The organism is Nocardiopsis alborubida (genome assembly GCF_012396365.1).
Lineage (GTDB): Bacteria > Actinomycetota > Actinomycetes > Streptosporangiales > Streptosporangiaceae > Nocardiopsis > Nocardiopsis alborubida.
The window spans coordinates 1-11,058 of record NZ_JAAXPG010000035.1; the positions used below are offsets into that span (position 1 = coordinate 1).

The window sequence follows — 11,058 nt, forward strand, 5'->3', positions numbered from 1 at the left end:
ACCGCCTCGCGTCGCTGGCGTTCTGCGGCGGTCAGCCCGCCGCCGGTGGAATACCTCATACCTTCGGGATACTCCGGCGGGGCTGCTTGTCAAGAACGGTAACCCCACAAATTAAAGTTCAGTGAGTGGGCACATTCGTCGAATGCCCCACTCGCCGGGTCCTGCTTCCTTAACGTGAAGGCATGACCGACGCAGACGGCTTCGCTTTCTTCGATCCTTCCCACACTCGATCCCGATACACGGCCCCCGGTGACCTTCAGGGCGAGCTCGCACTCGCGGAAGAGTTCAAGGACCAGGGTGATCCGCAATGGGCGCTGCACTGCTACGACACCGCAGCCAGGAACCTACTCGTGCTCTCCCCGGAGGGGCTCATGGAGCTTGATCCTCAGGATGCGTGCTCCTGGTGGGCGCGCCCGGATGCGTGCGCGGCTGGGCATGGAGTGGGACAGCCACGACTCCGTCAGTCTGCTCACGCACATGACGCTGGACTGGGAGGATCGGCCCTTCGGTCCGATCGCTGCCATCCGGGTAGGCTTCGCTCGCACCGAGTTCGTGCTCGCGGCGGAACGTGGACTGATCGGCGAGGGCCGGACCGAAAGCGACCACTACGCGGAGGAGGGACGGGAGATACGTGCGCATAACACGGAGCATCCGGAGATGTTTGTTGGTCGCCACCGTCATGGTGTCGGTCGAGGAATCCCTGGCCTTTGCGTAGGGTGACGACCTGCCCCCGAGAATGACGAAGCTCAACGCCTGCACGTGCTCCATCAGACCCGGGTGTTCGTGCTGGCGCCGCTCGACGATGAGCTCGTCAAGGGTTCGCGTCTCCACGAGGACGTGCAGGTGGTTGGCGATGATGGTGAGGATGCGCCGACTCTTCAGCAGGGCCTCCCGGGGACGTCGTCCTCGTTGGCCCCGTGGTGTTCGATCGCCGATCGTGTGTGGTCCAACAGGGCGATGAGTTCACCGATCCCGCCCCGTTCGCAGACCCTGAGGTCACGTGCATCCCGACCATGCTGATGGGGTGGAGGATGTAGCGCTGCTCGTACTTCTTCTCGAACGCAGGCAGGAGCATACGCAGCACCTGGAAGGTGTGGAAGCGCTGCTCGAAGACGGCGTCGTCATCGCACACGTGGGCGCAGGCCGCGCGCAGTTCGCGCATGGTCAGCCCGTCGACCGTCGGTGTGCTGGCGTAGGCGGCGAAGACCGCTCTGGCCACGTCGAGGAGTCCTGGATCGTCGATGACCGCGTTGCTGTTCTTCGCGAGCGGGGCGACGAGCGCGCTGAGTTGCGCGGTGAGAATGTCTTCCGGTGTGCCGGAACGGGACGTGAAGATGTCGTCTTGCACGGTGCTCGGACCGCCTTGTCCACGGGATGGGAGGTAGGGATCACCCCTGGGAGGGGTGCGCGGGGAGGTGGAGAGCAGTCAACCAGGTACAGGGGGACCATTTCTGGCTTTTCGCAGAATTCGCTCTTCGTGGCATTGGTATTGCGAAAAGTAGTCGAATGGCGTTCGGGCCAGATGAAGTGGGCGCGCTCCGCCGCCTTTCATCTTTCCTGGAGGCCTTTCCTTCGTCGACGCAGCGGTGTGAGGATGTGTGCATGGAGGTCGTCGGTGTCGATGGATGCAGGAAGGGCTGGGTGACGGTCCACCTGGTCGACGGCATGTTCCACCGGGTCCGGGTGTGCCCGAGCCTGGAGGAGGCCGTCGACGTGGCCGCGGCCGAGGCCGTGACCGTGGATGTCCCCCTGGGCTTGGTGGGGAGCGGTTGGCGCGAGTGCGATCTGCGCGTGCGCGGGATGCTCGGGCCGCTCGCGAGCACCGTTTTCCGGATCCCGCCGAGGAGTGTGGTGGAGACCGTCGGTTGGGAGGCGGCCAGCGCGTTGTGCGAGGAGGTCGTGGGCCAGAGGCTCCCCCGTCAGACGTACTCCCTGTTTCCCAAGGTCCTTGAGGCCGATGCCCTCAGACGCGCCGGTGCGCACCGCCTGTACGAGGTCCACCCCGAACTGTCGTTCCGCACCATGGCTGGACGACCGCTGGCCTTTTCCAAGAAGACCTGGAACGGGCAGAGGCTTCGCGATCGCCTCCTCGCCGAGGCCGGAATCCGCCTTCCCGAGGACCTCGGCCCGGGCGGGAAGGTGGCGGTCGATGACGTCCTGGACGCCGCTGTCGCGGCCTGGACCGCGTATCGGATCGCCACTGGCCAGGCCGTGTCCTGTCCCGACCCCCCAGAACGCGACGAACAAGGGGAGCCGATCGCGATCTGGTACTGACCCGTCCTGCCTGCTGCCCGGTGGGAGATCCGTGACCGCCCCACTGTCCTGCGGGACATCCGGAAGCCGGTTCAGCGAGGCGGCCTCGCTGAACCAGCACCAGCGGTGGCCGAGACCACCGGTTACACGGAGACAAGCCGGTCCATGTACTTCGTCAGCCCCAGTCGATGACACACGCCCCCGAAGTGGTCCCTGTCGCACTCACGCATCAAGGCGAAGACGTCGGAGATGATCTCGCGGCCCCTGAAGTCGAGGATCTGCCCGTCACCCTCGCCGAACGTGCTGTGGCAGTGAGGGTGCAGGAAATTCACCAGACGGTCGGCACGGACGAGATCCTTCCGCAGCACGTATGTGACCGCCCCCGTGAGATCCGTCGCCTGTTTGGGGGCCTTGAACTGCAGGAAGTACTCCAGAAGCCTGCGTGCGTCGTTGGGTGTGGACGTGGCGAGCCGAATGTCGGCGTCCACACAGGTTCCCTGGGTGGCCTCCAGCAGATCCCAAGCGGCCCGATAGAAGAGCAGCAGGTATTCGGCGCCGAGAATCGTCGCGACCGGGCTCTCCAGGTCGACCGGGTACAGGACGGGCTGGCGTACGGCTCCTGAGCCGTCCCGGTCGGGGCGGTCCACGGACTTCATGAAGTGCAGTGTGGCGTGGGCCCGTCGAACATCAGGCGCTCCCCTGAGGAGGTCGCGGGACCAGTGCCGCAGGAACTGGGTGCTGTGCGTGAGGACGAACAGTTGACGGCAGAGTTTCCCCGGCTCCAACCGGGTGGCCAGGGTGGAGTAGACGCCGAACATGAGGTGGTCGTCCAGACTGGAGACCGGGTCGTCCACCACGACGATGGTCTGCTTCAGCTCCCGACCGTGCTCCACCAGGCTCTGGAGGAAGTAGAGCAGTGCGATCGCGGTCTTCTCGCCCTCACTGAGGTTGCGGGCGGGACTGCCGGAACGCATGACCTGGTAGTGCCCGTCCTCGTAGTCGAAGGTGAGTTCCCCGTGTTGGAGAAGGCTGCGGATGTCGAGGTTGAGCAGGGAGAGGAAGTGGTGGGGGTCCGGCCCTTCCCGCGGGGTCTCCCGAAGGACTTCCTGGCATTCGGCCAGGAAGTCCTGGAGGTTCTTGATCTCGGTACCGAGTGACTCCTCCTGGGAGTGGTGGTCCCGCCAGGTCTCCTCGATCCCGTGCAGCATGCGCTGGAACTCGCGCTCTGCCGCCTGGGAGCGGTCCAGGTCGCGTGTGCGCGTACCCCGGTCGTGCTCGTCGAGGATCCCGTGTAGTTCACCGAGGTCCACGGTGAGCGTCTCCACGTCGGCAGGCACCGCGAGTGCGGTGAACATCGCGCCCTTCTTCTCCCCCAGGACTTGCTCGAACCGGTCCAGGCTCAGCAGAAGGTCGTCGGTACCGGACCGGACCTTCTTCACCACGTCGCCGTACCGCTCCCGGAGGTGCTCGAAGAGCTGTTCCCCGGCGGGCAGTTCGGTGGTAAGACCGCCGAACTGCTGTCGGAGACGGCCGATCTCCTGTTCCAACGCGCCGATGTCATTCTGCAGCCGGGTGTAGCTTTCGTCGAAGTGGCGCTCTAGCCTGTGCCTGCGCTCCTTCCCGACCGGGGACTCGCAGAACAGGCAAGTGTCGCGGTCGGCGTGCAGAGCCAGGCCGTCGCGTACCCAGTCACTGTGGGCCTGGTTGGCCGCGAAGTGCGAGATCACCTCGGATGTCACCGTGCGCGCCAGTAGATCGGTGAGCCGACCGTGCAGCTCCCGGATCGACGGGTCGGCCTGAGCCGTTACGCCTACGGGCTTCCACGCGGGGCCGTGAATCAGAGCGTGGTCCTGCTCCTCACACCGGTCGAGGTCCTCCAGGGTGGTTCGGTGGCCTTCCAACGCCTTCTCGACCTGGCTGCGGTTGAAGGCACGGCTGAAACGGTCGTTCGCGGAGAAGAATTCCTTGTTGGCCCGCCGACCTATGCCGCGGCAGAGTTCCTCCCGTTTGCGCTGCTACCGGTTCCTTCACTTCTGGAGGCCCTTGATCTGGGGGCCGAGTTCCTCGATGCGTTGCTGTGACGCCTCCCGGCGTTCCTTGAGTTCGATGCTGAGCTCGCCCAGATACATCAGCGCTGGTGCGCCGGTGTCTGAGCCCTCGACATCGAATCGCAGACTCCGGCGGACGTAGTCGGCGCTGAAGAGCCGTACGTTGTCCCATATCCAGTGATCGGAGTTGACCTTTTCTCGGGGGTTCTCCGGACCCTCGAGTACACGCGGTGCGTCTTCGAGGACCCTTGGGACAAGGTCTCCGCCGAGGAGACGGAGGCGTCCATCGAGGCCCGGCAGGAAAGGCGTCAGGGCTGTTCCAGGGGCCGACTCAGCACCGCGTGATCGTGCCCGAAGGGGCGCTCCGGTGGCAGGCCGGTTCGCCCGAAGTGATGGCCGAGCAGGCCGAAGACATCATGCGCGGGATGCCGGGCCGTGCTTGACCCACGCGTGCGGTCCGCTGCCCTCGAAGGACCTCAGCCGTTCGCGTCACCGAGGTGTCCGGTGACCGTCTCACGTAGGTGCTCGGCTCTGGGATCAGCCAGGTCCGACAGGGCTTCCAGTACTTCGCGCCAGTGTCCGCGTGCCGCCTCCGTTTCGCCGTTCCGGGACACCACGGCGGCCAGGCGGTCAAGGCATACCGCGAGGTTCCAGCGGGCCTTGCCCCTGCGGTATCCGCCTATCGCCTGGCGGAAGAACTGTGCTGCCTCGGCCAGGCGTCCGAGTGACTCGTAGACCTCACCCGCACCCTCGAAGGACGCGGCTTCGCGCACGTGGTCGCCGATCGGGCGGTGCAGTGCGGCTGCCTCATGGAAACTCGCCAGGGCCTCCTCCGGTTGGCCGAGCAGCGTTTGGGCCCTACCGAGCTCCAGGAGCGCGAACCCCTCCCGGACCGGGTTGTCCAGTTCCCGGGCGACATCGAGGGCACGCCGCCCGTAGGACAGCGCGCGGTCGGTCGAGCCCAGTTCCCGCCATGCCGCGCCCAGACAGGCCAGGCAGGCGAACTCGCTCATCCTGTTGCCGGTCTCGCGGTGTATCGCGACGGCTTCCTCGGCCAGGGCCACTGATGCACGAGGATCTCCCGAGTCAAGCAGCGCGTCCGCCAGGTTGCCGAGCGCGATTCCCGCCCAACGCCGCTCGCCCAGACGCCGGGCGATTCCGAGTGAGCGTTCGAAGTCCTCGCGCGCCTCGTCGAGCCGGTGCTCGCGCAGGTGCGCCAGCCCCAGCGCGTTGAGCGACATGGCCTCCCCGAGCTCATCGCCCAGCTCCCGCCGTAACCGAAGGGCCTGCCGATGGTGCGTGATGCCCTCCCGCATGCGGTGGGACTGTACGTACGCCATCCCCAGACTCTCCAGGAGGTCCGCTTCGGCCGCGTGCTCCCGCTCCCGCCGGGCCGCACCGAGCCCGAGGAGGGTCGTGGCGATCCAGGCGCTCATGGGTGTTCGGTACACGTAGACGTGTCTCAGTACGACCGGTAGGCGCCAGGCGATCGCGTCCATCTCCGCCCCGGCGGCGGCCTCGGCCATGGCGACCAGGTTCCTGCTCTCGGCCTCGAACCATCGGACCGCGTCCGCGTTGTCGGTGAACTCGCGAATACCACCGGCAGCACTCTCGATCGGGCCTGAGTCCGGCTCCAGCTGCCGCAGTGGTGAGTCCACCGCCCTGGCGGCGGCGTCAGCGGTGCGCAGGTACCAACTCAGCAGGCGCCCCAGAGCCTCCTGTCGACTCTCCGGTGGCTCCTCGCGACGCGCCTGGTCCAGCGCGTAGGAACGCAGGAGGTCGTGGAAGCGGTACCGGTCCGGGCCGGTCTGTTCCACCAGGTGCGCGCCCACGAGCATGTCCAGGACGCGCCGTGCCCGCCGGACCGGCAGACCGCTGAGGACAGCCGCGGAGCCTACGTCGAAGTCGTGGCCGGGATGCAGCCCGAGCAGCCGGAACAGGCGTGCGGTCTCCCCCGGCAGGGCCCGGTAGGACCAGGCGAAGACGGTGCGGACCGCGTCGGCTTCCTCCTCCTCGTCGGTGGCGAGGGCGTCCCAGAGAGCGGACTCGTCCCGCAGGTCCTGGATCAGCTCCGCCAAGGGCATGTGGGGTCGTCCGGCGGCCCGTTCGGCGGCGATGCGCAGGGCAAGGGGCAGCTCTCCGCACAGACGGGCCAACTCGGCGATCTCGTGTGGCTCATCGCGCGGCCGGTGGTCTTCGGTGACGTGTTCGAGGAGCTCCACGGCCTCCGCCGGCTCCAACGTACGCACGGTGAGGCGCCGCGCTCCGTCCCGGGCGACCAACCCGGACAGCCGGTCCCGGCTGGTGACCAATACGACGCACGCCGAGGACCCGGGCAGCAGCGGGCGTACCTGCGCCGCGGTCGCCGCGTTGTCGAGGACGACGAGCACGCGCCGTTCGGCCAGGAGGGAGCGGTAGAGGGCGGAGCGGCTGTCGACGTCCGCGGGTACGGCGTCCGCGGGCACCCCGAAGGCGCGGACGAAGCGTTCCAGCGCCTGATCCGGTTCGACCCGCGGGCCGGTCCCGTATCCGCGCAGATCCACGTAGAGCTGGCCGTCGGGAAAGCGGTCGCGCACCCGGTGGGCCCAGTGCAGGGCCAGAGCGGTCTTGCCGACACCGGCCGTGCCGGTGATGACATGAACGGGAGCCTCAGGGCCGGCGGCGGAGTCCTCAGCGCGCAGATGGGTGCTGAGCACCTCCAGTTCGCCCACCCGGTTCACGAATCCGTGCACGTCACCGGGGAGCTGCCCGGGTACGGGAGCGGAGTGCGCCGTTGGCCCCTGGCCGTGGAAGTGCACCCCGCCTCGGACGTCCCGCGCCTGCACCGCGCGGCCCGCGACCGCGCCCATCCGTGCACCGGCACTGGTACCGGGTCGCTCGTCGGGTTCCTCACCGGGTTCGGAGGGCCTGCGGTCAGTCACGGCTGAGCGCGGCCCCCTCGACCTCGCGCGGGAAGTAGCGCTTCAGGTCCTCACCGGTCTCGTGGAGCGCGGCGATCTCGGCGCGGCACCGTGTGGTGGTGGCGTGGTCGGTGAACCGGACTCCGCCTCGGAGAACGCCCTGGTCGTCGTACCGGATCCTGTACGCCACCTCGTCGCCGAGCCCGACGATCTCCGGTACCTGGCCCCTGTGCTCCCACGCCGCGAGGGGTTCGGGGGAGACGATCCGCACGTCCTCGCCGCACTGGGCCCGCAGATGGAGGGAGTGCAGTTCCCACAGCAGATACGTCGTGAAAGGCTTCTCCACGACGCGGGTTCGTCGCAGCACGCATCCCGCTCGGGCGAGTTCGGCGAATTCCTCCCGCAAGGAGGAGCGCTTGTTCTCCAGAAGCCGGAGGGACTCATCGCGGCGTCCCTCCCGGAACGCCATCCAACTGTCACTTTCCGGCTGGTGGAAGACCTGTCGCCGTTCGAGCTTCCATACATCGGTGTTCCTGAGCGATGCCAGACGCCCGTCGAAGTCGTCGAGATAGGGACCGAGCTCCAGCCGGTCACCGGAAAGGCCGTCGATGGTGTCAAGCATCAGGGATGTCCGCTTTCGCTGATATCAGGGTGTTGCGGGGGATGATGACCAGACGCTCGTCCTCTGCGATGGTGGCACCCGGCGGCAGACGTTCCGTGTAGGCGTCGGTCAGGTCGCGCCCGATCACGGCGATGTCGCCGTTGTCGAGTTCCCAGATGTCGGGACAACCGCTGGCTCTGTCGGTGTTGCCCAGTTCGGCCGGAGACCTGCCCAGCCTCCGTGCCATGTCAGCGGACGGGTCCGCTTCCCAGGGACGTGTCATGGTGGCCCTCCCACGCGCTCCTGGAATCGGGGGTGAGCGCGTGCGAGGAAAATATCACGACGGTCGCGTTGATCCGGGCTGGCTATTCGTTCTCGGCAGCGAAGCCGACATGGGTCGGAGCGGGTGCTGGAACCCTTGCCGGAAAGATGCGGCTATGCCAGTGAATTATGCGGATGACGTGGTATTTGATGCCGGTGCTGCGTGCTGATGTGCAGTGAGGACGGTGGTGGTTTGTCTGGCTTCCTTCGGTGGCGTTCGGACTGCTACTTCGAGAAAAGCGAGCGCAAGGGTCCTCGGTCACCTATGTGCTCAGGTTTCGGGTCTGGGCGAAGCTGGCGAGGGTGCTGGCGCCGCTGGCCGATCCCAGCCTGAAGGCTCGTCGAAAGGCGAGGGCGAGGGCGGAACAGGCCAGGGCAGCCGATGGTCGAGTGGGAACCGCAGCAAGAAGCAGTGTGGTGGTCGACGGGATGCTATACCCATCGACCACCACGTGTCGCCGAGGTCAGCTCTGGGAGGTACGGGCGGAGGTGAGGAAGGCGTCCCACTCGGTGGCGGGGAAGGGGAGGTGGCCGTGGGTGGGGTGCTTGGAGTCCCGGACGGCCGCGCCGCAGGGCAGGTCGGCGATCTCGACGCAGTTCTGGCCGTGTGCGCTGTAACTGCTCTTCCGGAAGCCCGTGGGGATGTGGGCGACCTCCACACAGTTGATGCGGTCACCGCTGTAGCTGGACTTGAAGAAGTTCAAGCCGTCATTCATGGACATGCTGTTCGTTGGACTCCAGGATCTGCTGTAGGAACTGAACGCTTTCCGAAGGTCGGAGAGCGGATGCGTTGAGGTGCGAAAAGACTGTCACATAGCGTTGCAGAGATGCACTTTCTTGCACAAACAGGCTATCCGTAGATGTCTCGGTGTAGACGATGCTCGGGTCGGGCTCGCTGGGGAAGTCCAGAAGAACGAACGATCCGGACAGCGCGGCGTGCATCCCGGCACTGAACGGCAGCACCTGAATGACGACGTTGTGACGCATCGCCATGTGGAGCAGGTGCTGTAGCTGTCCACGCATGGTTTCTGTGCCGCCTGGCTGGCGGTGGAGGGCAGCTTCATCGATGACTGTCCACAGGTGCGGCGGGTTGTGTCTCGACAGGACGTGCTGGCGCTGGATACGCGCGTCAACGTTGCGTCTGACCTCTTCGTCTGTATAAGCGCCTCCTCCTTGAAAGACGGCTTTGGCGTACTCCGGCGTCTGCAACAGTCCTGGAACTACCTGACATTCGAACGATCGCATCATCGAGGCCTCAACTTCGAAGTCAGGTAGGGCGTTGCCGCCGAACACGTCCCTGTACTTCGACCACCAGCCCTTCTCCTTTGACTCCTGAGCCAGATCCTGAAGGGCAGCCCGCACGTTGGCGGAGGCCTCGTAGAGGTCAGCGAGCGCATCGATGTCTCGCGGCTTGATACGGCGAGCTTCGGCAGCCTCGATGTTGCTCAGCGTGGACTGGGGGACGGACGCTTCCTTGGCGGCCACGGAGAGCTTGAGGCCGCGATCCTCGCGCAGACGGCGGAGCTCTCGGGCAAGCCTCCGTCGACGCACGGTGGGGCTGATCGGATGGTGCATAGGGGCAGCCTACTCAGATCTTCTTCGTATATCGAGTTTTCTCGTTGACAGGATGTATATCGCAGAGCATGATGGAGGTGTAGTCGGTGACCGGATCCTCACAGAGGGTCGCAGAAGCCGCGTTGGTCAGGCTACGCCGTGCCCATTCCCTGTACTGGGGAAACGCGAAGGACCCACTCCTGCGGGCACACCGAACCCCCGTTGTCGCTCCACACATGCAAGGAGTCTGTTCGTCATGCCCGCAACCGCATCCCTGGCCTACCTGCCCGAGGTGACCGACCCGCTCGGAGAGCTGGTGCCGCAGCGCTGCCGCCACTACTTCACCGGCGACGCCGACATCCGCAACTACAAGGCGCGTTGCTACTCCTTCGGTGGTTCTGTCCAGTACCTGCCGCTGGTGCGCGCCTTCCTGAACACCTGTGCTGCCACCCGGTCCGAGGACTACCGCTACCTGTTCACCCTGCTCGGATCCGAGCTCGCGAACAACGCCGTAGAGCACAGCCGCTCGGGCGAGCCCTACGGCACCTACACCCTCAAGTGCGAGCGGCGCGACGGCGGACTGAAGCTGACCTGTCGCGACCAGGGCGCGCGCGACGGTGAGCAGGCCGAGTGCGATCGGCGTTCGTACCTGCGTCCCCGCCCGAACGGGCTGGACCTGACCGCCGAGTCCGGGCGCGGTCTAGCACTGATCAACGCCCTGGCCACCTCATGGGGCGACAACGGCATCCCTGACCACCGACAGGTGTGGTTCTTCCTGGCCTCCGACCTGACCGACAACCTCTGGAACACCGCCGTGTAGAGCGCGGCTCATCACGCCCACGACGTCAGTGCCTCTGTACTGAAACGGGCCCAGGAGAGCGCGGCAACGCTCTTCCCGGGCCCTCCAATCCCAAAATCCACACACTGCGAGATGTAAGGAAACAGGATCAGTGACGCATCCTATCCCCGTACCCCGGCCCTCCAGCGACCCGCTGCACCGCTCCCTCCCGCCGCTGCCCCGGCGACACCCGCTGGTCGGCCCGTTCTGCCCGTCCTGTGAGCACCCCTCGTGCCGTCGACGGCGGGCCGCGCGCCTGCCCCGCCTGGGCGGACACCTGGCTGAGTACCAGCGCGAACACGCCCTCGCCGCCGCTTTCCAGGCCCGGAACCGGCACCTGGTGATCTGGTACGGGGAGAGGACGGGGTCGTACTGGGTCGCCTCCTCCACCGGCCTGACCGAGGTTCCCGACATCGGAACCCTCGCCCGCCTCCTGACACCGGTGTTTGCCTGACGCCGACTGGCCCGAAGCATCGCGGTGCTGGTCAGTCTCCTATGGGTTCCCACCAAACGGAGCCAGTGGCACCGCGTCTCGGCCAGGTC

General features: G+C 66.4%; 12 protein-coding genes and 1 pseudogene. 5 read left to right on the forward strand and 8 right to left on the reverse strand.

The window, feature by feature from the left end; all coding sequences use genetic code 11:
* Positions 1–344: 344 nt before the first annotated feature.
* On the reverse strand, positions 345–473 hold the full coding sequence (locus HGB44_RS32560) for a hypothetical protein (protein WP_267909143.1): 129 nt from the start codon (positions 471–473) through the stop codon (positions 345–347).
* A gap of 338 nt (positions 474–811) precedes the next feature.
* Positions 812–1,348, reverse strand: a complete 537-nt coding sequence (locus tag HGB44_RS27195) for a hypothetical protein (RefSeq protein WP_168444167.1) — start codon at positions 1,346–1,348, stop codon at positions 812–814.
* Positions 1,349–1,602: 254 nt separating this feature from the next.
* Here HGB44_RS27195 and HGB44_RS27200 point away from each other — a divergent pair, with 254 nt between their 5' ends.
* Positions 1,603–2,274 carry a DUF429 domain-containing protein gene (locus tag HGB44_RS27200; protein ID WP_061082594.1) on the forward strand — a complete coding sequence of 224 codons (672 nt, stop codon included), beginning with the start codon at positions 1,603–1,605 and terminating at the stop codon, positions 2,272–2,274.
* Positions 2,275–2,396: 122 nt separating this feature from the next.
* Here HGB44_RS27200 and HGB44_RS27205 read toward each other — a convergent pair whose 3' ends face one another.
* Positions 2,397–4,154 carry an AAA family ATPase gene (locus HGB44_RS27205; RefSeq protein WP_061082593.1) on the reverse strand — a complete coding sequence of 586 codons (1,758 nt, stop codon included), beginning with the start codon at positions 4,152–4,154 and terminating at the stop codon, positions 2,397–2,399.
* Between HGB44_RS27205 and HGB44_RS27210 the strand changes: the two genes are divergently transcribed.
* Positions 4,098–4,334, forward strand: coding sequence for a hypothetical protein (locus tag HGB44_RS27210; protein WP_168444166.1), 237 nt, complete (start codon positions 4,098–4,100; stop codon positions 4,332–4,334). The genes HGB44_RS27205 and HGB44_RS27210 overlap by 57 nt on opposite strands.
* A gap of 144 nt (positions 4,335–4,478) precedes the next feature.
* A pseudogene (locus HGB44_RS27215) lies at positions 4,479–4,744 on the forward strand (Scr1 family TA system antitoxin-like transcriptional regulator).
* A gap of 33 nt (positions 4,745–4,777) precedes the next feature.
* On the opposite strand, the gene HGB44_RS27220 reads toward HGB44_RS27215, so the two are convergent.
* The 5 genes from HGB44_RS27220 to HGB44_RS27240 all read right to left on the reverse strand — a co-directional run bounded on the left by HGB44_RS27220 (position 4,778) and on the right by HGB44_RS27240 (position 9,698).
* The gene (locus HGB44_RS27220; RefSeq protein WP_061082592.1) at positions 4,778–7,150 is read right to left on the reverse strand and encodes an ATP-binding protein; all 2,373 of its coding nucleotides are present in this window, start codon (positions 7,148–7,150) and stop codon (positions 4,778–4,780) included.
* Positions 7,151–7,214: 64 nt separating this feature from the next.
* Positions 7,215–7,823, reverse strand: coding sequence for a DUF6879 family protein (locus HGB44_RS27225; protein WP_061082591.1), 609 nt, complete (start codon positions 7,821–7,823; stop codon positions 7,215–7,217).
* A complete protein-coding gene (locus HGB44_RS27230) occupies positions 7,816–8,085 on the reverse strand; it encodes a hypothetical protein (RefSeq protein ID WP_061082590.1) in 270 nt (89 codons plus the stop codon). Before HGB44_RS27230 ends, HGB44_RS27225 begins: the two co-directional genes overlap by 8 nt.
* 502 nt (positions 8,086–8,587) lie before the next feature.
* Complete coding sequence (locus tag HGB44_RS27235) at positions 8,588–8,839, reverse strand: DUF397 domain-containing protein (RefSeq protein WP_061082589.1); 252 nt, start codon at positions 8,837–8,839, stop codon at positions 8,588–8,590.
* Complete coding sequence (locus HGB44_RS27240; RefSeq protein ID WP_061082588.1) at positions 8,832–9,698, reverse strand: helix-turn-helix domain-containing protein; 867 nt, start codon at positions 9,696–9,698, stop codon at positions 8,832–8,834. Before HGB44_RS27240 ends, HGB44_RS27235 begins: the two co-directional genes overlap by 8 nt.
* A 235-nt stretch (positions 9,699–9,933) precedes the next feature.
* Here HGB44_RS27240 and HGB44_RS27245 point away from each other — a divergent pair, with 235 nt between their 5' ends.
* Both HGB44_RS27245 and HGB44_RS27250 read left to right on the forward strand, forming a co-directional pair.
* The gene (locus tag HGB44_RS27245; protein WP_061082587.1) at positions 9,934–10,497 is read left to right on the forward strand and encodes an ATP-binding protein; all 564 of its coding nucleotides are present in this window, start codon (positions 9,934–9,936) and stop codon (positions 10,495–10,497) included.
* A gap of 130 nt (positions 10,498–10,627) precedes the next feature.
* A complete protein-coding gene (locus HGB44_RS27250) occupies positions 10,628–10,969 on the forward strand; it encodes a hypothetical protein (protein ID WP_061082586.1) in 342 nt (113 codons plus the stop codon).
* Positions 10,970–11,058: the final 89 nt, after the last annotated feature.

Excerpts from the sequence above, each read along its gene's own strand:
- HGB44_RS27200 (WP_061082594.1), top strand. The coding sequence starts at position 1,603 with ATGGAGGTCGTCGGTGTCGATGGATGCAGGAAGGGCTGGGTGACGGTC.
- HGB44_RS27220 (WP_061082592.1), bottom strand. The coding sequence starts at position 7,150 with ATGGGCGCGGTCGCGGGCCGCGCGGTGCAGGCGCGGGACGTCCGAGGC.
- HGB44_RS27225 (WP_061082591.1), bottom strand. The coding sequence starts at position 7,823 with ATGCTTGACACCATCGACGGCCTTTCCGGTGACCGGCTGGAGCTCGGT.
- HGB44_RS27230 (WP_061082590.1), bottom strand. The coding sequence starts at position 8,085 with ATGACACGTCCCTGGGAAGCGGACCCGTCCGCTGACATGGCACGGAGG.
- HGB44_RS27235 (WP_061082589.1), bottom strand. The coding sequence starts at position 8,839 with ATGAATGACGGCTTGAACTTCTTCAAGTCCAGCTACAGCGGTGACCGC.
- HGB44_RS27240 (WP_061082588.1), bottom strand. The coding sequence starts at position 9,698 with ATGCACCATCCGATCAGCCCCACCGTGCGTCGACGGAGGCTTGCCCGA.
- HGB44_RS27245 (WP_061082587.1), top strand. The coding sequence starts at position 9,934 with ATGCCCGCAACCGCATCCCTGGCCTACCTGCCCGAGGTGACCGACCCG.